The organism is Flavobacterium hibernum (assembly GCF_000832125.1).
In the GTDB taxonomy this organism is placed as follows: Bacteria; Bacteroidota; Bacteroidia; order Flavobacteriales; family Flavobacteriaceae; genus Flavobacterium; species Flavobacterium hibernum.
This window is the reverse complement of the sequence record NZ_JPRK01000003.1, coordinates 219,898-240,737: the sequence shown is the minus strand read 5'-3', so window position 1 is coordinate 240,737 and position 20,840 is coordinate 219,898. Positions and strand designations below refer to the sequence as shown.

17 protein-coding genes are annotated in these 20,840 nt (G+C 29.5%); 15 read left to right on the top strand and 2 right to left on the bottom strand.

The window, feature by feature from the left end:
* Positions 1 to 544: 544 nt before the first annotated feature.
* From IW18_RS03025 to IW18_RS03015, 3 genes are all read left to right on the top strand, one after another.
* Complete coding sequence (locus IW18_RS03025; RefSeq protein ID WP_041516097.1) at positions 545 to 976, top strand: hypothetical protein; 432 nt, start codon at positions 545 to 547, stop codon at positions 974 to 976.
* A gap of 630 nt (positions 977 to 1,606) precedes the next feature.
* Positions 1,607 to 2,245, top strand: a complete 639-nt coding sequence (locus IW18_RS03020) for a hypothetical protein (RefSeq protein ID WP_041516096.1) — start codon at positions 1,607 to 1,609, stop codon at positions 2,243 to 2,245.
* A 219-nt stretch (positions 2,246 to 2,464) separates the two neighbouring features.
* Complete coding sequence (locus IW18_RS03015) at positions 2,465 to 3,175, top strand: PmeII family type II restriction endonuclease (RefSeq protein ID WP_041516095.1); 711 nt, start codon at positions 2,465 to 2,467, stop codon at positions 3,173 to 3,175.
* Between the two features lie 18 nt (positions 3,176 to 3,193).
* Here IW18_RS03015 and dcm read toward each other — a convergent pair whose 3' ends face one another.
* Complete coding sequence (gene dcm / locus IW18_RS03010; RefSeq protein WP_041516094.1) at positions 3,194 to 4,423, bottom strand: DNA (cytosine-5-)-methyltransferase; 1,230 nt, start codon at positions 4,421 to 4,423, stop codon at positions 3,194 to 3,196.
* A gap of 248 nt (positions 4,424 to 4,671) precedes the next feature.
* On the opposite strand from dcm, the gene IW18_RS03005 reads away from it, so the two are divergent.
* Both IW18_RS03005 and IW18_RS03000 read left to right on the top strand, forming a co-directional pair.
* Positions 4,672 to 5,487, top strand: coding sequence for a hypothetical protein (locus IW18_RS03005; protein ID WP_041516093.1), 816 nt, complete (start codon positions 4,672 to 4,674; stop codon positions 5,485 to 5,487).
* 176 nt (positions 5,488 to 5,663) lie between these two features.
* Positions 5,664 to 6,563 carry a DUF2971 domain-containing protein gene (locus tag IW18_RS03000; protein ID WP_041516092.1) on the top strand — a complete coding sequence of 300 codons (900 nt, stop codon included), beginning with the start codon at positions 5,664 to 5,666 and terminating at the stop codon, positions 6,561 to 6,563.
* Between the two features lie 339 nt (positions 6,564 to 6,902).
* Here the strand turns inward: IW18_RS03000 and IW18_RS02995 are convergent, their stop codons facing one another.
* A complete protein-coding gene (locus IW18_RS02995) occupies positions 6,903 to 7,187 on the bottom strand; it encodes a hypothetical protein (RefSeq protein ID WP_041516091.1) in 285 nt (94 codons plus the stop codon).
* A gap of 296 nt (positions 7,188 to 7,483) precedes the next feature.
* Between IW18_RS02995 and IW18_RS02990 the strand changes: the two genes are divergently transcribed.
* The 10 genes from IW18_RS02990 to IW18_RS02945 all read left to right on the top strand — a co-directional run bounded on the left by IW18_RS02990 (position 7,484) and on the right by IW18_RS02945 (position 20,839).
* A complete protein-coding gene (locus tag IW18_RS02990; protein ID WP_041516090.1) occupies positions 7,484 to 8,575 on the top strand; it encodes an IS3 family transposase in 1,092 nt (363 codons plus the stop codon).
* Between the two features lie 38 nt (positions 8,576 to 8,613).
* Positions 8,614 to 9,783, top strand: coding sequence for an IS3 family transposase (locus tag IW18_RS02985; protein WP_041516089.1), 1,170 nt, complete (start codon positions 8,614 to 8,616; stop codon positions 9,781 to 9,783).
* A 520-nt stretch (positions 9,784 to 10,303) separates the two neighbouring features.
* A complete protein-coding gene (locus IW18_RS02980) occupies positions 10,304 to 10,708 on the top strand; it encodes a hypothetical protein (RefSeq protein ID WP_041516088.1) in 405 nt (134 codons plus the stop codon).
* Between the two features lie 27 nt (positions 10,709 to 10,735).
* Positions 10,736 to 10,978 carry a hypothetical protein gene (locus IW18_RS02975; RefSeq protein ID WP_041516087.1) on the top strand — a complete coding sequence of 81 codons (243 nt, stop codon included), beginning with the start codon at positions 10,736 to 10,738 and terminating at the stop codon, positions 10,976 to 10,978.
* Positions 10,979 to 10,981: 3 nt separating this feature from the next.
* Positions 10,982 to 11,242 (top strand): helix-turn-helix domain-containing protein, encoded by a 261-nt coding sequence (locus IW18_RS02970; RefSeq protein WP_205625279.1) that lies wholly within the window; start codon positions 10,982 to 10,984, stop codon positions 11,240 to 11,242.
* A gap of 130 nt (positions 11,243 to 11,372) precedes the next feature.
* A complete protein-coding gene (locus IW18_RS02965; RefSeq protein ID WP_041516086.1) occupies positions 11,373 to 13,022 on the top strand; it encodes a DNA cytosine methyltransferase in 1,650 nt (549 codons plus the stop codon).
* Between the two features lie 45 nt (positions 13,023 to 13,067).
* Positions 13,068 to 15,203, top strand: coding sequence for an ATP-binding protein (locus IW18_RS02960; protein WP_041516085.1), 2,136 nt, complete (start codon positions 13,068 to 13,070; stop codon positions 15,201 to 15,203).
* 6 nt (positions 15,204 to 15,209) lie between these two features.
* On the top strand, positions 15,210 to 16,493 hold the full coding sequence (locus IW18_RS02955; RefSeq protein ID WP_041516084.1) for a hypothetical protein: 1,284 nt from the start codon (positions 15,210 to 15,212) through the stop codon (positions 16,491 to 16,493).
* A gap of 39 nt (positions 16,494 to 16,532) precedes the next feature.
* A complete protein-coding gene (locus IW18_RS02950; RefSeq protein ID WP_041516083.1) occupies positions 16,533 to 18,002 on the top strand; it encodes an ATP-binding protein in 1,470 nt (489 codons plus the stop codon).
* Entirely contained in the window at positions 17,999 to 20,839 is a 2,841-nt protein-coding gene (locus tag IW18_RS02945; protein WP_041516082.1) for a Z1 domain-containing protein, read from the top strand. Before IW18_RS02950 ends, IW18_RS02945 begins: the two co-directional genes overlap by 4 nt.
* Position 20,840: the final 1 nt, after the last annotated feature.

Genomic DNA, 20,840 nt, shown 5'->3' with positions numbered 1-20,840 from the left:
ACTGTGAAATTGAACACTTGGGAGTGCCTTATTTCACTAGGTATTTAACATAAAAAAAGGCAGAAAATTATATTATTTTCTGCCTTTGTGGAGTCGATGGGGCTACAATCGAACAGCTTATTCCCGTTTTAACGTTTCTTGATAGCTTAAAATTATGATTTAAAATATTAAAATTTTAATTCAATAAAGTAAAAAATTCCAAGTTTTACCTGTTGACTCGAAAGAAACTTCTTGTTTTACTGCACATAGTTCAACAATTTTCTGACCGCACCATAGTGTCTCATTTTTTCGGTGAGGATATTAGCTTACGCAATTATTAGGTTCGAGCCCTAGCTTACAGATGATGCATCTAATTTTATGAAGTACAAAGTCTCTTCAGTTTAAAAACATCAAGTAAATATACAAGAAAATTTACCATTTGTTCCAGTAATATCGAAAGGTTCGGTTTAATAACATTGTATTTATATATGTAATAACTCGAAAAGTTTCAACATTAAAAAATCAACATATTAAAAAATAGAATAATAAACTAAAACTTAAGATTATGAAACAGTTGCCTAATTTAGACGCATTCGTGAAAATTCTAATTGACAAAGGCTTCACTGGTTACTTTCAAACAGATTCAGCCTATTCAGGAAAGTTAAAAGAAAGTATTACCAAATATCTGGAAGCCTGTAACAATGGTACAGAAAGACCTTATAAAGACGGAATTTTTTCACTATCTACTTATCTGCAATGGTCAGGAGATGATAAAGATAGGATTGAATGCAATTTGTTGATAAGACAAGAAAACGACGTTTTTGATATACAAAAAATGGAAATTATAAGAAAAGACAGATACGGACAACTTTTGAAAAAATCAGAACTAAAAAACCTTTCAACAGGTTCAATTCCGACATTAGAGGAAGCTATTGAACAGGTTTCTGTATATTCTCAACAAAAACTTTCTGATCGAAAAAGAGGATTTAGAATGTGAAAAATGTAAAAAGAATTAAGCATCTCAAAAAAGTTTCAAACCACTCGATTTAGGGGTCACTTAACCTTCATCCATTAAATGTTTATGATATCAAAGATTAAAAATAAACAATTGTTGCGGCAATTATCGACCTAGAAATTATCCCAACCGTACAATATTCAGTAGCCTAACGGGACAATTCTCGAACCATTTTTTGGATGATTTACATAAAATAAATATCAAGCAATATTAAATTTTCGGTTCAAATCCCATAATGGTCAATATAAATATTAATAAATATAGATCTCGATGATACAGAATTCGAACCTTTTGTAGGAAGATTTAAAGATTTTAAATGATGTATAATTTTGCTATTTGAATTTAATATAACTATTAGTTAGAATCGTGTTCTCTCCAATTGATAAAGGTAGCAAGAGCAACGAAATTTATATTGATTGTTAGTACGAAAAGTATTAAATAAAAGTCCGCATAGTGGTTTATGAAATAAAGATCCTATTTTTGAAAATAAATAAATACTGACATTTGTCAGACATAGCACCCCAATTTAGGGTGTATAACCCTGATATATTCAAACATATATACAAGTGATGAGCTAGATTAAAAGACCGAAACGTAATCGAAAAGTTAAAAATGAATAAAGAAACTCAAATTAAATTATCCGAAGAAATTATTGAAACTGCTTTTCATTTATTAATCAATAAATTAGCATTTGGTGGATTAACAGCAAAAAACGAAGCTTCGTTTCAACTTGAATTTGGTCACATTTTGAAAACGCTCGGACAATTATATGAATTTAGGCTTGAAGATAAATTTCATTTAGAATTTGAGACTTATATAGATTTAAGTGATAAAAGTGTGAAAAGTAAAAGTAATAAAGCGAGAGTTGATTTATTATTGAAATATAAAGATGACGAAACAATTACGAAAACCGCAATTGAATTAAAGTTTTTTAAAAAAGGAAATCATAGAGAACCAAACAATCGATATGATGTTTTCAAAGACATTTCAAATTTAGAATTATATAAACAGAACGGAATTGATATTTGCTATTTCATATTGGCAACTGATCATTTGCATTATGTAAATCAAGAAAATTATTCATTCGACACAGCAGATTTTAATTTTAGAGATAATCATAAATATAAATCGGGAACTGTATTGCAATATAAAACAAGTAAACCTTACGGAGAAGATTTAAAATTAAACCAAGATTATGAATTTAAATGGAAGCATATAAATGAGTTTTACTTTCTGAAACTAAAAGTGTAGAAATTGGAATAAATAAAAATCCAGCCCATAACAGCCACTACAACGGATTTGGGCATTTGGCTTTATGTAAAATTGGTTCTGTATTTGGAAATTTAGGCATAACCGAAAGATTACGCATTTTTAATCCCAAACCCGCTGTAGTGCCAGAACGTTATCTTTCATTCTATAAAAAAACAAGACGTAACAAAAATTACTATCTTTGAAAACCAATTTAAAAAAATGACAGAAGAAAAAAGAATCGAAATATTAAACAATGCTAAAGAGTTTTTCAGAAGTGAAATTGTAACTAGCCATATTGAAGGAGCTTGTAAACGAGCAAGTAAATTATCTGAATATAATGTAAATCCTTTTTTATTCAAATATTTAGCAAATTTTCTAACTGGAAATGATAATGCAGAAAGCATAGCAAGAGCTTTAGTTTTACCGAGAATTCTAGGCTCATCAATTAACACATCATTCGGAATGAAAATCCAAAAATTAATAGGACAACTATTTCAAGGATTAGGTTCAACGACAACAGGAATTGATATTGAATTCATTGATGCTATAGATGGACGCAGAAAATATTGTCAACTAAAAGCTGGTCCAAATACAATTAATCACGATGATGTAGTAACTGTTATTAATCACTTCAATGGTGTTAGAAATTTAGCAAGAACAAATAACTTAAATGTTGGAATAAATGATATGATAGTTGGAGTTATTTACGGCGAAGAAGCTGAATTAAGTTCACATTATAAGAAAATATCTAATTCATTTCCTGTAATAATAGGAAAAGAATTTTGGTATAGACTTACAGGGAAAGAGGATTTTTACTTTGACTTGATTGATGCAATTGGAGACGTAGCATTAGAAGTTGATGGAAGTCATATTGTAGAAGAAACCATTTCAAATCTAGCGTTAGAAATTCAAGCAAAATATTTTGAGTAAAATAGAAATCTATGATTTCTATTTTACTTTATAATAATCATTTAAAAACTTGATAATCGAATAACCAACTTCACGACCTAAATTTACAGGAACAGCATTTCCAATTTGTTTGTATTGTTGAGCCATTGGTCCTGAAAATTGCCAATCATCTGGAAAAGTTTGTATTCTAGCATATTCACGCACTGTAAACGGACGAGTTTCGTCTGGGTGACATCTTTCAGTTTGTTTTTGGGCTGGACTACAAGTTAAGGTTAAGCAAGGTTCATCCCAACCTATTCTTCTAGCCATACCAGTTTTTCCACCACCTAAATAAAAACTTGCACCCATAAAATCCTTCTGAATATCTATTGGTAAATCTCTCCAATATCCTTTAGGCGGAACTAGATCTAAAACACTTTTTTTACTTTCGGGATATTTTGCTCCACTAGACTTATGCACATTAGACTCAAACAATTCTCCTTTTTTGAGTGCATCTGAAAGATTATAGATTTTTTTATAGGGCTTTGGATATTCATATTTTAAATCAATATCTTTCCTAATTCCAACTAAAATAAGACGTTCTCTTTTTTGTGGAACTTTATAATTTATAGCCTTTAAGACTTGTACAGGAACAACATTATAACCAATTTCATCCAAAATAGAAATCATACCTTGTAAAGTTTTTCCATTATCGTGGTTCAATAATCCTTTAACATTTTCTCCGATACAAATTGGCGGATTTACTTCTTTGATAACACGCGCAAATTCATAAAACAAAGTTCCTCGAGCATCTTCAAATCCTAATCTTTTACCAGCATAACTAAATGCTTGGCAAGGAAATCCTCCAGTAACAACATCCACTTGATTGTAATATTCAGAAAAAATGAAATTCTTTATATCTCCTTCCAGAACATTCCATTTTGGTCGATTATTTCTTAAAGTTGCACAAGCGTGTTTATCAATTTCATTCAAAGCAACACATTTCAATCCTGCTTTTTCCATTCCAACAGCCAAACCACCAGCACCAGCAAATAACTCCAAAACCTTGTATTCATTTTCAGGAGCGACAAAATTGGAAATTGTTTCTCGGACATCTGTCTGAAGAAAATCAGCAAATAAAGTCTCAACATCTTTTTTTCTATAAACTCTATAATTACTCATAGGTTCACGAACTGCAGAAAGTTTTCCTTCTTCATCCCAACGGCGAAGTGTTTTTGTGCTCTTATTAAGCAACTTTGCTGTTTCTGAAATAGTTAAATATTCACTCATAACCAAATTACACAACGTTAGACATTGGTTACAAATATAATAGAAAATATTTCAAACTTCCAAAACAAAATGAGAAAAAAAAAGAACGACAGATAACAGCCACTACAACGGATTTGGGCAATTGGCTTAAAGGAAAGTTGGTTTTGTATTTGAATAATTTGGCAAATCCGAGAATAGGGCTTAATTTAGTCCCAAACCCGCTGTAGTATCTAGACATTGGCAGAAATTTTACCTCAAAAAATAATTTAATGACTCCATTTAATTTCAATAAAATTTATGTAATTGAATCACTAAATCCAAAAGAGCAAACTGGGAAACAATTATATGATGATTTGTTAAGATGGAAAGAATCAAAAAATTTAAAAGTTGAACTTATACAAGTTGAAGATAAATTGGAATTTTACGATGCAATTTTTCATATTATCGAAGAACATAAAAAATTCGATTATTATCCAATATTACATATTGAAATTCACGGAAACAAAAATGGATTAGAATTAAAATCTAAAGAATTTTTGAATTGGTACGACTTTTATTTAATGTTGGTTGAAATTAATATGCACTTGGGAAACCATCTTTTTCTCACATTAGCAGTTTGTAATGGTGCATATTTAATGCGTCAAATTGAAATTGAAAGACCTTCACCCTTCTATGGCTTTATTGGCGCCTTTGAGGAAATTAGAGTTGATGATTTGATGATTAGATATAACGAGTTTTACAACGAATTACTTGAGTCTTTTGATATATATTCTGCAACAAAACGTTTAATTGAATCCAATTCAGAAGAAATATCAACTTATGCGTACATTGATTCCGAAGAAGTTTTTAATATTGTATGCGAAAACCTCAAAACAATATATTCAGCAGAAGATATTGAGCAACAAGCAAACAAAGGAATTGAAAGGAATAACATAAAATTTGAAAAACTAGAAGACGAAATTAATTATAAAGCGATTTTTAAAAAATTGCTTATAAATACATTTGAAACATATCGTGAAACAAACAAAAGCAGGTTTTTTATGACGGATAAATTTCCTGAAAACAAAGAACGTTTCAATTTATAAAAAAAACTTCTGCCAACACACACACTGCAAGCAATTTGGGGATTTGGCTTAATTTAAATATTGTTTTGAATTGGAAGTTAGACAAATCCGAATAATAGGCTTAATTTAGACCCAAACTGCTTGTAGCGAGCGAACGTTAGTTGACATTATAATAAGATCTGTGCAAAACAAAACATATGTTTAAATATACTTTATTTTCAGAATATTCTCTTGTAAATTTATTAAACGATCAAATCTACTTAAATCATTATGAAAGCTTCAACGATCCCTTTGAATGCAGGTGCGAAATCTTTAGTGGTTTTCCCGACAAAGACTCAAATTCAGAAAGGATTGGAGAAATTATCAGAGCTTGGGGTTTTGATGATGCTAATGATGTAAGTGCATTGGCAAATTATGAAGATTTAATATTGTCATTAGAAGATACAGAGCCAAGTGTTCCAAAAACAATTGAAAGTGCTAGAATATGCTGTTTCAGCAAAACTGAAGATAATTTATTAATGTGGGCACATTACGCCAATGGTCTTCGTGGTTTTTGTTTGGAATTTGATCATGAAACCATTATTACGGAAGATATTGACGCCGACATATTTGAGGTTTTATATGAATTAAAGCCGACCACAATCGATACAGCAGTAAGTGCAGTTTTAATTGACCAAGTTGACTATAATGAAGATGCAATTTATGAAACTGAAAAAAGACTCGAATATGCAAATTTAACTGATGAACAAAAAGAAAATGCTCATTCTGAAATTCATATGTACAAAGAATATCTAGATTCAGTCCATTCCAAAAATCGAGAAATCTATCAAAAAATGCTTGCTACTAAATCTATTGAATGGCAATACGAAAAAGAACTTCGAATAATTTTACAAACTGAAAATTTAGATAAAGCAGGAGTTTTTTTAAAATATCCTATCCAATCACTAAAAAGTGTCATTATAGGAGAAAAAATGCCAATAATGCAAAGGCAAACACTTTACAATATTGTCCGTTCGAAGTCAAAAGATATTTCCGTAAAAATCGCTACACGAATTCCAGGTAAATTTGGTGTAATAATTAATGAATTTACTGAATAAAAATAACGTCACCTATATAGTCACTATAACGGATTTGGGCAATTGGCTTAATTGAAAAAATGGCTTATATTTGGTATGATTTCGAAAATCTGACATAATGGGCTAATTTAGTCCCAAACCCGTACCAGAACGGTTTTGGTACGGATTTTAGTGAAATCAAGAATAGATAGATGGTTACATAGGACCAATTTCGGTAGTCAATTGATTTTGATACAAGATGGTTAATGTTAGCGATTTTTGCACTCGGTCTTCATTCGCAACTTAATTATCTGTCAATCATTAATAATTTTGATTAAGTCCTACAATACAATAAATCTATATAATTAGTTCACGATTATGTTATTGCTTTGACGGCAATGGTATTATTTTATCCAAACCTGATTCTATTAATAGTTCTTCCATCATAATTTCATATATATCAACTCCCTCGTTTTCACATACATCAAAACATTCATTCATCAATTCATTTCTTAACTGAGCATCTTCTTTATTGTAAGAAGGTGTGTTAGTCGTAAAATTTATATAATCATTAAAATCATCATCTGGATGAAAACTTAATCCTTCAGCTGTCAATTGTTTTGCAAATTGCTTAACATCCTCTATTGTTAGAATTTTAGTTATCATAATGTTTGTTTTAAAGTTAAAATAAAATTTTAATTAAATTAAATATCAACGATGTATATTCAAATTTAACGATCATACAAATTTAACTATTTAATCAATTGAATTGGAAATTTTCTGTTTTCCTTAATAATACTTTTATATAATAATACCTACGTTATACATTAATTTTTAAATACTGAGGAAGTTGCTTGATAAAAAGATAATGAAATAAAGTGCGTTTTGTTATCTTATATTGTTTACATATACGTTATTATATTTCTTAAATTCACATGGAAACAGAACCTAAACTTTAAGAAATGGAGAAACGTAAATTTTACGACCGAGAATTTAAAGTGAAAGCAGTCCAATTAGGATTTGAAATAGGTCTTACAAAAGGTGCAAGAGAACTGGGTATTAGGACTGCGTTTATGAGTCGATGGCGACAGGAATTTCTTGAATTTGGAACATTAAGTTTTTGTGGTCGTAGCTCCACAAGATTAGACCCAGAACAAAAACAATTTTCTAAACTAAAAAGGAAACTTAAACATGAGCTTCAAGAATCAGAACTTGAACTTGAAATTTTTAAAAATGCAAGTAAATATACTTTTGGTGGAAAACTTACAATTTACGATTTTATTAAAAACCATACAGATAAGTACACGATTACAAAAATGTGTAAAGTTTTAGGTACAGAAAAAACTACATATGACAATTGGAACAATCAGGTAATATCGACAATACAACGTAGAGTAAATTTGTTACATGAAGAGATAACTTCCATATTTTTTGAATACCATGAGATATATGGATGTTCAAAAATTGCTGCCGAATTACAAAGTAGAGGGTTTAAAATAAAAACAGGCCAAGTTTCTGTACATATGCAAAAACTAGGTCTGGTTAGCAAAGTTAGAAGAAATGCTAAATTTAAAAGAATTCTACCCGCTAATCCTTATGCATTTCCTAATGTTTTAAATCAGCAATTCAATGTTGAAAAACGATCTATGGTCTGGGTCTCCGGGATAACTCAAATGCAAACGGCGAATGGACTTTTATTCTTGACTATTATTATGGATTTATTTGACAGGAAAATTATTGGATGGAGCCTTAGTAATGGATTAACTATCAAAGAGACTATTATACCATGTTGGGAAATGGCTGTTCAAAATAGACCAATAAAGAAGGATTTACTATTTCATTCTGATAGAAGAATTCAATATACTAACAAAATGCTAAGTAGTATATTAGACTCTTACAAGTTTATAAGACGCAGTATGAGTCGCAAAGGAAATCATTCTGACAACGCTATTTCTGAGAGCTTTTTTAATTCCCTTAAATCTGAACTCATAGATTCAAAGATTCTTCTAACAAAAAAACAGATGAGGAATAAAATATTTGAATATCTACACTAAAAAAGGCATTCTATTATAAATTACCAAACTTTAAGCCTATGAAAAAACGTAAAATTTACGACCGGACTTTCAAAGAGAACGCAGTTAAATTAACTTATGAGCGAGGCAAGAGTCAAACTAAAGTTATTGCAGGAGAGCTTGGAATAACCGCAAAGATTTTATCCAGATGGCGACAGGAATATAAAAAATTTGGAACAGGAAGTTTTTGTGGAACGGGTTATTTAAAATTAACTCCTGAGCAAACCATAATTACTAACCTTGAAAAGAAAATTAAAGATTCAAAAATAACACTGGAAATTTTAAAAAAAGGAACTGAATCTGTTTCTCAAGGCTATGTAAAGACAAAAGATTTCATTGAAAATAATAAATCTAAATTTTCAATAATTAAAATATGTAACGTATTGCAAGTATCAAGAACTACATATTATAATCGAAAAAATCAAGAGCTTACAGATACAGAAACCCGAATAATTTTATATAAAGAAGAAATTACATCTATATTTTATGAATTTAAGAAAAAATATGACGGTGTTAAAATTACAAAAGAACTTCAAAGAAGGGGATTTAAAATACAATACCCGTCAGTAAAATTTTACATGAAAATGCTAGGTCTTCGCAGCAAAGTTAAAAGAAAATTTAAGGTAACAACTGATTCGTACCATAATCATTATGTATCTCCAAATGTATTAAATAGAGTATTCACAGTTGGCGAGCCTGCTAGTGCCTGGGTTTCAGACATCACATACATACAAACTATCATAGGCTTTATGTATCTCACAATTATTATGGATTTATTTGACAGGAAAATTATTGGATGGAGTTTAAGCTACGGAATGAGTACCAGACAAACTACTCTCCGTGCTTGGAAAATGGCTGTTAAAAATAGGAAAATTACCAAAGAATTAATATTCCATTCCGATAGAGGTGTTCAATATGCAAATAAAATGTTTACCAATAAATTGGACTCTTATAAATTGGTTAGACGAAGTATGAGTGGTAGAGGAAATTCTACTGACAATGCAGTTTGTGAAAGTTTTTTCTATTATTTTAAAACTGAATTGCTTGTTGGAAATAATCTGGTATCGAGGAAACAAATGAAAATACAAGTAAAAGAATACATCGAAAATTGGTATAATAAAAAAAGAAGGCATTCATTTTTAGGATATAAAACAATCGAAGAATTTGATGAAATTTATTTTAATTTGTAATTGTAATTCTTGACTTTTGCTTTAGAAAAATATACATATAAACAGCTATTTTATTCTCCGCAGAACTTCTTTAAATTTTTTTTTGAGCAAATCTATTTTTTAAAAAGTGCTTAAGAAGCATGAAAAATTTCCAGACAACTTAGAGTATATTCAAAAAAATCTTTCCGATTATGGGAATCCGTAAAAGAAAATTTAATCAATTTAATATCTTTGAAATATTGATCACAAAAAATAAAGCTAAAATTGAAGTTGACTCAAATAGATAACGAATACTAACAATTAAGCATATTTTTTATTTTACTTTTTTCATATTTTTAGACTTATGATCTGTTTTTCTTTTTTGCTGTAATTATTTTATTTATTAAATTCTCTGCAACAAATAAATTACTTAGGTAAATCTATACTTTAATTACACAAGTTAGCTTTTTAAAAATGTTCAATATATTGCACCTTTGGAAGAACTTTTTTATTATATTTGATTTATATTTTTTATGCATAAATTATAAGTAAAATTAAAATCATGAAAGCAGTTAAAGAAGGGCAAATTGTAAAATTTCATACCCCATTGGCACATGAAAACCCAAACCAGTTATATGTGGTACTAGAAGTTATTGAAGATCAAGAAAGCTCTAGAGCAGAAATTCAAGCACTAAATACAGGCTTACCTTTTCCTCCGATAAATAAAGTTAAATTATCTGATTTAGAGGTTGTTGAGGTAGGTACTGGTGATCTAATGGGACACAAAGTAACTATAAATAAATCAGACGACTCACAAGTAGAAGGAAGAGTAATCAAAGTTAGTGAACAAAAGATAGAATTGAATCTATCTACTGGGGCAAAAGGTGTAGAAACTAATGTTTGGCTTACAGTTGTTGATAATAAGGGAGTTGAACATTTAGGGACGTTGCTGATTAATCAAGACTAAAATTATTATCCAAATAAAGTAAAAATAATGAGTACAATTATCACTGAAGAAGAAAAATTGAATCATCCATACTATAAGCTCATGGAACTACGTGGGGATTTATTGGAAACTGAATTAAATTCTTGGTCCCGATTAGATTTAATAGAATGGCTTTGTTGGAATGATCGCAATGGTGTATATAAAGATGAAGATTCTTTGCAAGAATTTGGTAATATTGTTAGTAAAGAAGAAGCTATTGAAATAATCTCAAGACAAATTACACAAGCATAATAAATGATCAATAGAAGTGCTAAAGAGTTAGATAACAATATGGAAATACATCTCCATGATTGTCGCTTAAAGATAGGGGAAACTATTCGTGAAATCCGTGAAAAAAAAGGATATAATCAAGAACAATTAGCTGACATTATGAATGTGAGCAGAACTACTATATCTAAAATTGAAAATGGTAAATTTAATTTCAGTATAGATTATCTTTCTAAATTCTCATGGTTTTTAGATTTCAACATCTCTATACTTACTAATAGAAAATGATCAGATTTAATTTTACTTTAATATTTAGTCTGAAATACAAATAAAATTCCATTTACAAGGTGAAAATAGTGTGTTTCACTTTTTTCTAAACCTTACGGTTAAAAAAAACTCACTTTCACGTGAACTAATTATGATAGATAATAAAATTCCTATAATTGATTTATTTGCCGGACCGGGAGGTCTAGGGGAAGGATTTTCTTCTGTTTTTAGCAATAAAATAAGGGTTTTTGATATAAAACTTTCAATTGAAAAGGATGCTAATGCACACAAAACTTTAGAATTAAGAAGTTTTTTTAGAAAATTCGAAAAAGGAAAAGTACCAAATGAGTATTATCAGGTTTTAAAAGAAAAAAAACTACTTAAAAGAGAAAGCTTAATTTTAGACTTATATGAAAAATTCCCTAAGGAATCATTCGAGGCAAAAAAAGAAGCTTGGCTAGCTGAATTAGGGAGCGATAATTTTCCATCCTCAAAAATAGATAAAAGAATTAAAGAGTCCTTGAACGGGCAAAAAGACTGGCTTTTAATTGGTGGGCCTCCTTGTCAGGCCTTTTCTTTGGTTGGAAGATCAAGAGTTGGAGGAATAGATGACGAAGATCATCGTGTTTATCTCTACAAAGAATATTTAAGAATTATAGCAGTTCATCACCCGACAGTTTTTGTAATGGAAAATGTAAAAGGACTTTTATCTGCAAATGTTAACGGAGAAAAAGTATTTGACTGGATTTTAAATGATCTTCGCGACCCTTCGTCAGTTTTTAAAGATACGAATTCTCCAAAGTACAAAATATATTCACTCTCAAGTAAGCCAGAGCGTATTGATAATTTAGGTCATCCTCTATACAAGGACGATAGAGATTACTTAATTCAATCTGAAAAATTCAAAATACCACAAAAAAGACATAGAGTAATTTTACTAGGTATTCGAGAAGATGTTGATGTATTACCTTCGATTTTGAACGAAGGCTTAAAAGAAACTGACCTAAAGAGTGTTATTGGTGATCTTCCTAAGGTAAGAAGTGGGTTAGGAAGATCCATAATATCAAGTGAAACTGTCAATGGAACAAAGAAAAGAATATATAAAAATGAGATAGATTCAGATCTGAATTGGGAACAGAAAATCAACGATATAAAACGCGAGATACTTTCGTGGAAAGGATTTGAATCAAAATTACCTTTCAAAGAAGTGAAGGTCTCCTCTTATGGCTTAGGGTCAGAATACATTGAATACAAAACACCGTCAAAGGATAATCCATTATTAGAATGGTATTCTGATGAAAATTTAAAAGGAGTAAGTAATCATGAAACAAGAACACATTTAGTTGAAGATTTAAAACGCTATTTATTTGGTAGTTTATATGCCGAAAAATTTAAGCGATTTCCAAGACTTCGAGATTATGAAGTTCATAGTACTGAACTAATGCCTGATCACGTTAGTGCATTAAGTGGAAAATTTGCAGATAGATTTAGGGTTCAAATGCCTGATTGTGCTGCTACAACAGTAACAAGTCATATTTCAAAAGATGGACATTATTTTATTCATTATGATCCTGATCAGTGCAGAAGTCTAACAGTTAGAGAGGCTGCCAGAATACAAACATTTCCAGATAACTACCTGTTTTGCGGGCCAAGAACGGCACAATATCATCAAGTTGGAAATGCAGTTCCTCCTTATTTGGCTTATCAAATTGCTGAAATAGTCAATAATGTATTTATAAAATATAATATTAAAGAAGGAATTACCAATATACAAAAGGATCCACATATTCTGGAAAAATAAAACTTTATAAAAGAAAGATATCCATAACTTGAATATTAAAAAAATATGACTAATAAAATTGAAGGAACATTCATTAATGCAAAATTTAAACCCAGAGCAAGACTTTTATTGCAACTGGGAGATCAATTAATTAAAAACGAAAGTATCGCTTTAATTGAATTAGTCAAGAATGCTTATGATGCAGACGCTAATGTTGTAAATGTTTTAATGGATATTCCAGATGATAATAGCAATGGTACAATTATTATTGAAGATGATGGCTATGGTATGCCTATAGATATTGTTGAAAATGTTTGGCTGGAACCTGGTAGTGATTTCAAAACTAAGAAAATTGAGAACAATGAAGTTTCACCTAAATATAAGAGGTTACCTATTGGGGAAAAAGGTATAGGAAGATTTGGAGTTCATAAGCTTGGTAATATTATTGAGTTAGTTACAAAAGCTGAGAATTCTAAGGAGGTATATGTTAAAATTGATTGGTCGACCTTTAACGAATATAAATACTTGGAAGATGTTCCAATTAAAATATTTGAAAGAGATATCCCCCTTTACTTTACTAATGGGAAAACAGGAACACAATTAACAATAAGTAATCTTCATAAAACATGGGAAAGAGGTGTTGCTCGTGAAATCAAAAGAGCAATAACATCTTTAATTTCTCCTTTTGAAACAAAAGATTCTTTTAAGCCTGAGTTTGATATTCTTAATAGACCTGATTGGTTTGACGGTCTGTTAAAATGGGAAGAGGTAAAAGAGTTGTCATTATACCATTTCAAAGCTTCAATGAAGGGTAATGAAATTTCAAGTTTTAAATATGAATTTACACCTTGGGCTTCAATGCCAAAGTTGGAATTAAAGGAAGTAGGATTAGACGACAAGTTAGTAAAATCATTCAAAAACTTGAAATACATTAATGAAAAAAATAAAGAAATCGGTTTTTCTTTAGATGACTTTAGTATAGGAGAGATAACATTCGAAGGTTATGTATTTGATCTGGATTCATATATTTTGAGTTTAGGTGTTTCAGATAAGACTGGTTTTAGGAAATATATGAAGAATGCTGGAGGAGTTAGTGTATTTAGAGATGGTTTAAGAGTTTATGATTATGGAGAGCCAGAAAATGACTGGCTTGGTTTAGATTATAGAAGATTTAATTCTCCAACTAAATCAATTAGTAATAATTTAATTTTAGGAGCAGTATTTATTAATAGAAAAGATAGTAAAGATTTGATTGAAAAAACAAATCGAGAAGGTTTTATTGAGAACGATGCTTATAAAGCTTTTAAAAATTCCATACTTCATATTTTTGACTGCGTAGAAATATTAAGAATCGGTGATAAAAGAAAATTGAAAGAGATTTATGGTCCGACACCTAAATCAGCACCAGTTATGAGTCTATTGGCCGATGCACAAGACTATGTTGAAAATAATGTAAAAGATGAAAGTGTTAAGAAAGAAATTGTAAAATTTTTAGATAAGATTGAAGCAGATTATAAAAGAGTTAACGAAAATCTACTCAAGGCAGCGGGAGCTGGTTTAAGTATGAGTATTGTTGTCCATGAAGTTGATAAAATTATCGGGGAAGTAATGAAGGTATTGACAGCGGAAAATGCTTCTGACAGAGTATTAAAACTTGTTAAACACTTGTCTTCTTTAATAGATGGCTATGCAGAAATCATTAGAAAATCAAATCAAAATAACGAGAATATTATTGAAATTATTGATCAGGCTCTATTTAATACTGAATATAGATTAGCAGCACATAAAATAAAAATAATAAAAGAATATAAAAATTACAATGGCGGAACTAAAGTTAAGATTGCCAAAAATCTGTTGATAGGCAGCTTAATGAATGTCATTGATAATTCTATTTATTGGTTAGATAAAGCAAATGATGCCAAACCAAGTCTAATAAAATCAATATTCATAAATATTATTGAGGAAGAGAATTATTTAAATTTAGTTTTTACTGATAATGGAACAGGATTTTTAATCCCAACAGAAGATATTGTAGAACCTTTTGTCTCAGCAAAACCTAATGGTATAGGATTAGGTTTACATATTTCTAATGAAATAATGTTAGCGCAAAAAGGTAAGTTAATCTTCCCTAATGTGGGTGATTTTGAAGTGCCAGATGAATTTAAAAATGGAGCAACAATAGTTTTTGCCTTAAAAAAATAACCACATATGAGTTTTCCAATAAACGGTAGAATAGCAATTATAGACGATAACATAATTCAAGCAAAACCTCTTATGGACGTTTTGTCAAGTAAACAATATCCTTTCACATATTATTCTGGTGAATTAAAATATTTACCTTCAAAAGAAGATTTTTGTAATGACATTAGAGTTGTTTTTCTAGATATAAATTTAATTGATGATAGAGAGCACGAAGACAAAGTCTTAAAAGCAAAATTAGTACCTGTCTTACAGAGAGTTATATCTCCAGTAAATTTTCCATTTGTAATAGTTTATTGGAGTAGACATGAAAATCATAAACATTTAATAAATGATATTTTTGATACTGATTTAAAAGATAGAAAACCAATAGGTTATTTAGAAGAAAGCAAATTAAATTATTTTAATGGAGATGGATCACCAACAGAAGAGCAAGAACAATCCATAAATCAACTGTTTGGAAAAATTGATGGTTTATTAAATGAGAAACCTGCTTTTTCATATTTATTACATTGGGAAAATTTAATACACATATCTGCAGATAATACACTCGAAGAAATTTTTAGTTTTCCCAATTCAATAAACCCATGGGAACAAGAAGCAAATTACATTTTTAATAAGCTAGGAAAAAGTTATGCTGGAAAACATTTTGATTCATCTTCCCCAAGTAAAAAAATAAATAGTTGTTTTCACGCAATGAGCTCTATTTTTTTAGATACTTTAGAGTATAATGTAAATTTAAATAATATCCAAAATTCACAGTCATTAGAATCTGAAATTATTAATAAAGATATTGTTCCGGAATTAAATAAAAAATTACTATGCTCTGAAGACACTGATAATTTAAAATATTCTGGTGTTGTTCTATACGAAATTAAAGAAACGATAAATGTAGTTGATGAATTAACTATTCAAAAAATTAAACCAATAAATTTAGAAGCATTCAATAATGAACTCAGAGAAAATTTATTAAATGTAATTGTAAATGTTACTCCCCTTTGTGATTTTGTTCAACAAAAACAAAAAACAGATAGGTTAATTAGAGGTATTTTAATAAAAACAAAATTCAGAATGAACTTAGATGATAAATCTGAAGCTTTATTTTTTTCACCTGACTTTCAATATAACAATATTTCATATTTTCTTGTAATTGACTTTAGACATTTCTTCACTGATGATATTCAACCAAATGATAATATAAAGCCTATTTTCAGGTTGCGACAACAGATATTATCAGAAATTCAATCAAAATTGGCAAGACACATTAGTAGACAAGGTATTTTATTTTTATAAGTAATTAAAATATTGAATTAAAAGATAATTTTAAGTACTATGCACCAATACAAAGCCGAAAACGCTAAGCCTAATCCAAAATCCACTATCAATTCTTATAGAAGTTTTGGTTACAATTTATCCACTGCTATAGCAGATATACTTGACAATAGTATTTCTGCATCTTCAAGCCTAATAACTATAGATTATTTGTGGAAAGGGAAAGATTCATTCATTTCCATACTTGATAATGGTAAAGGAATGAATTTAGAAGAGTTAATTATTGCAATGACTCCAGGAAGCAAAGACCCTGAAGATTTGAGAGATGAAAAAGACTTGGGTAGATTTGGAATGGGATTGAAAACGGCTTCGTTTTCCCAATGCAAAAGATTAACAGTTGTTACTAAAAAAGAAGGATTCAATACAATAAAAAGATGCTGGGATATTGATTTTATAAACCAAGAAGAAGAATGGATATTATTGGATTATATTTCAGATGATACTTATTTAAAAAAAATTGATGAATTAGTAAGTGGTACACTTATAATTTGGGAATGTTTAGATCGAATTGTAGGAAATGCAAAAGAAGAAAATGAGTCGGTGAAAAATGCTTTTTATCAGGAAATGATTACTGTTAAAGAACACCTTGGTCTTGTATTTCATAAATTCATAGAAAATAAAAAAATAAAAATTTATTCAAACACTTATGAAATTGCTCCTTGGAATCCCTTTCTTTTAAATTTAAATCCCAAACCGGAAATGGGACAAACAGAATTACTTATTAATAATGTTGAAGTTACGTATTTCATATTGCCTCATATGTCAAAAATAAGTATTGAAGATTATGAAAAATCAGGTGGTCCATTAGGCTGGTATCAACAACAAGGATTTTATGTGTACAGAGGAGATCGACTATTAGTTTCAGGAGATTGGTTAGGAATTGAAAAGAAACGTGAATATTCAAAATTGGCAAGAATTGCGGTCAACTTTCCTAATGCAAATGATTTTGATTGGAATTTAGACATAAAAAAATCTACCGCAACTCCACCAATTGAAATTAGAAGGGAATTAGGAAGAATAGCAAAGATAGCAGTTATGAAATCTGCTAGGATTTACAATTGGCGAGGTCCAAACACAATTACTAATGATATTAGAAATACTTCATTTGAAAGTTTATGGAAAGACGAAACAAACCGAGAGGGAATTAAAAAATATAAAATAAACAAAAAGCATCCTATAATAAAGCAGCTCCTTCAAACAGATAGTACTAATAAACTATTTTCAAAAGCTATAAAGTTACTAGAAGAAAACATTCCATTAGAGCTGATTTTATACAATCAAAATGAAGACCCATCATTTCATGAATTAGAAAAAATGATAGAAACGCCTAGTGATGATTTAATAAAATTAGCAGTTGAATTATTTGAAATTTATAAATCTCAAGGAATACCTGAATCTTTATCAAGACAACAAATAATGAATTCAACCCCATTTAATCTTTTTCCATTAATCAATGATCATTTAAAATGAACGATATAAAGCATTCTGCAAGGGCTATCTCGCATACCTTACTTAATCATGAGAAAAGCAAAGGGGAATTAACTCCAGAAATAATTAAACTAATTATTGAAAAGGTTAGTATAATTAACATTGACCCAACACAGCCAATTGATAAAGATGAGCTATTTGAAATATTAATGGCGGATTTCAGTATTGGTAAAGGGTCAATAACAATGTTGTCAGAAGATATTGAGCCCTGGGTGAAAGAAAACAAAACAAATATTAATTGGGAATTATGGCATAGATACAAATCCTATATGGCTGAAAAAGATCCGTCTTTTCCAGTTAATGATTTAGACGATTTTACAGAAAAAATTCTAGACAAATGCGTCAATCCAAATAATAAAGGTTCATGGGATAGAAGAGGGATGGTTGTTGGGCACGTTCAATCAGGTAAAACATCAAACTATGTTGGACTAATAAATAAAGCAACTGATGCAGGATATAAAGTAATTATAGTTATTGCAGGCACAATAAGCTCCTTAAGAAGACAAACCCAAGAAAGAATTGATGAGGGTTATATTGGAAGAAGTAGTTCTGCTTTCATAAATAACAATGGAGAAACAAAAATTATCGGAGCAGGTAAATATAAAGTGGATACAGATATTTATTCTTTATCCTCATCTTATTATAAGACTGGAGATGAAGGAGATTTTAATCAGGCAATTGCCAATAGGTTAAATATCCCAATTGGAAAAAATCCAGTAGTTTTTGTTGTCAAAAAAAACAAAGGAATTTTGGAAAATCTAATTGATTGGTTTTCTAAAAATGAAAAAATTAAAACAATTGACGGTCATCCAAAATTATTTGATGTGCCAGTATTAATAATCGATGATGAAGCAGATGCAGCTTCTGTTAATACTACAAAAGATATCAATGAAGTAAAGACAATAAACAAATTGATTCGAACTTTATTAAATGTTTTTGATCAAAATACATTTATTGGATATACTGCAACTCCATATGCTAACTTATTTATTTCTCAGGAATATAATTATGAATTAAAAACAGTAGTAAAAGGGAAAGAATATTTAATTGGTGATGATTTATTTCCTCGGGATTTTATAATAAATATTAAAGCTGCAAAAAACTATATCGGAGCTGCAAAGGTTTTTGGGTTGGAAGATCCCATAACAGGAGAAATTAATGAGTCTCTTGATGTATTTAGAAAAATTGATGATTATGACCCTCCTTTTTTTAAAATAATAAACAAAAATAACAAAGATGATCTGCCGGAATACTTACCGGAAAGTTTGGAGCTAGCGATTAAGTCATTTATTCTGACATGTACAATAAGAAGATTAAGAGGTCATGATAAAAAGCATAATTCAATGTTAGTTCACGTTGCTTTATATGTAAAATGGATTGATCGAGTTGCATTATTAGTAAATGAAAAAATCAGAGAATTTAAAAATAAAATAGAAAGTAATGATTCGAAATTTATTCAGGAATTAAAAGAACTATTTGAAAATGATTTCGAACCAACCACTATAACTACATTAGAGAATCTAGACTATACTGATGTAAGAATAAAAAATCATCTTTGGGAAGATGTTATTACAGAATTAAAAAGTGCTGTGTCTAAAATTGATGTGAGGTCTGTTCATGGAACAAGATCTACCACTAACTTAGAATACCATAATATAGAAGAGATTGATTATGGCAGGTATGAAAATGGTTTGTCAGTAATTGCAGTTGGCGGTAGTAGACTCGCTAGAGGAATTACTTTAGAAGGTCTTTCAATTAGTTATTATTTAAGAACCACAAAAATGTATGATTCTTTAATGCAAATGGGGAGATGGTTCGGTTATAGACCGGGTTATGTAGACTTATGCAGACTTTATACAACAGAACAAATTTACGAGTGGTTTAATCACATTACTATGGCCACAGAAGAAATGAGAAATGATTTTGATGAAATGACAGCAACTCATCAAAAACCTAAAGATTTTAAACTAAAGGTTCGAAATCATCATGGGTTAATGACAATAACAAGTGTTGCAAAATTATATTGGGCCCAAAACATAACTATTTCATTTTCTGGTTCAAATCCACAAACATATCAATTACTTAAATCCGAATATGCAATCAAAAATAATTTTAAAGTATATGAAGATTTAATTACTGAAATTGGATTTCCATCAGAAATTGACAGAATTAAGAAAAAAGAAAAGATAAAATATTTACTTTATAGAGATCAAAAAATTGAAATAATATGTGATTTTTTAAACAATTTTAAGATTGACCAACCAAACATAAAAAATGGAACTTTAACGGATTATATAATAGAGCAAAATAAAAATAATAGCATTTCTAATTGGAATATATGTATAGTATCAAATACCGATGAAAATGTTTTTATAGACTGGAATGGAACAGCCTCGAAAGATGGTAGAAAACCGAATGAGAAAGTGAATTTATATAAATTAACGTATAAAAATGAAGTAATTGAATTGGGATGTAATATTAGAAATCAAAAGGGTATATCACGATCTAGCGAGAATTATTTAATCTCAAAAAATCAAATAGATGATTTGAAAGATAGACAGGTTGACTTATCAATACAAGAGTTAAAAACAAATGAACAAATTAAGCTTCAACGATCTAAAGAAAAAAAAGGTCTTTTGTTAATTTATGCTCTTGACGAAAGAGGAACTTCAAATATTGATTTTGGTATACCTGTAATTGGTTATAGTCTTCATTTTCCAAAAATTAACGATGAGGTTAAAGTTTCTTATATGGCAACTACGAAAGCTGATTTTGAAAATGAACCTATGGAAGATGATGATAATCCTGAAAACGAATAAT

What these genes read in the sequence shown, in the direction of transcription:
- IW18_RS03015 (WP_041516095.1), top strand. Translation starts at nt 2,465, where the DNA reads ATGACAGAAGAAAAAAGAATCGAAATATTAAACAATGCTAAAGAGTTT.
- IW18_RS02975 (WP_041516087.1), top strand. Translation starts at nt 10,736, where the DNA reads ATGAGTACAATTATCACTGAAGAAGAAAAATTGAATCATCCATACTAT.
- IW18_RS03020 (WP_041516096.1), top strand. Translation starts at nt 1,607, where the DNA reads ATGAATAAAGAAACTCAAATTAAATTATCCGAAGAAATTATTGAAACT.
- IW18_RS02965 (WP_041516086.1), top strand. Translation starts at nt 11,373, where the DNA reads ATGATAGATAATAAAATTCCTATAATTGATTTATTTGCCGGACCGGGA.
- IW18_RS02950 (WP_041516083.1), top strand. Translation starts at nt 16,533, where the DNA reads ATGCACCAATACAAAGCCGAAAACGCTAAGCCTAATCCAAAATCCACT.
- IW18_RS02945 (WP_041516082.1), top strand. Translation starts at nt 17,999, where the DNA reads ATGAACGATATAAAGCATTCTGCAAGGGCTATCTCGCATACCTTACTT.
- IW18_RS03025 (WP_041516097.1), top strand. Translation starts at nt 545, where the DNA reads ATGAAACAGTTGCCTAATTTAGACGCATTCGTGAAAATTCTAATTGAC.
- IW18_RS02985 (WP_041516089.1), top strand. Translation starts at nt 8,614, where the DNA reads ATGAAAAAACGTAAAATTTACGACCGGACTTTCAAAGAGAACGCAGTT.
- IW18_RS02960 (WP_041516085.1), top strand. Translation starts at nt 13,068, where the DNA reads ATGACTAATAAAATTGAAGGAACATTCATTAATGCAAAATTTAAACCC.
- IW18_RS02970 (WP_205625279.1), top strand. Translation starts at nt 10,982, where the DNA reads ATGATCAATAGAAGTGCTAAAGAGTTAGATAACAATATGGAAATACAT.
- dcm (WP_041516094.1), bottom strand. Translation starts at nt 4,423, where the DNA reads ATGAGTGAATATTTAACTATTTCAGAAACAGCAAAGTTGCTTAATAAG.
- IW18_RS03000 (WP_041516092.1), top strand. Translation starts at nt 5,664, where the DNA reads ATGTTTAAATATACTTTATTTTCAGAATATTCTCTTGTAAATTTATTA.
- IW18_RS02990 (WP_041516090.1), top strand. Translation starts at nt 7,484, where the DNA reads ATGGAGAAACGTAAATTTTACGACCGAGAATTTAAAGTGAAAGCAGTC.
- IW18_RS02995 (WP_041516091.1), bottom strand. Translation starts at nt 7,187, where the DNA reads ATGATAACTAAAATTCTAACAATAGAGGATGTTAAGCAATTTGCAAAA.
- IW18_RS03005 (WP_041516093.1), top strand. Translation starts at nt 4,672, where the DNA reads ATGACTCCATTTAATTTCAATAAAATTTATGTAATTGAATCACTAAAT.
- IW18_RS02955 (WP_041516084.1), top strand. Translation starts at nt 15,210, where the DNA reads ATGAGTTTTCCAATAAACGGTAGAATAGCAATTATAGACGATAACATA.
- IW18_RS02980 (WP_041516088.1), top strand. Translation starts at nt 10,304, where the DNA reads ATGAAAGCAGTTAAAGAAGGGCAAATTGTAAAATTTCATACCCCATTG.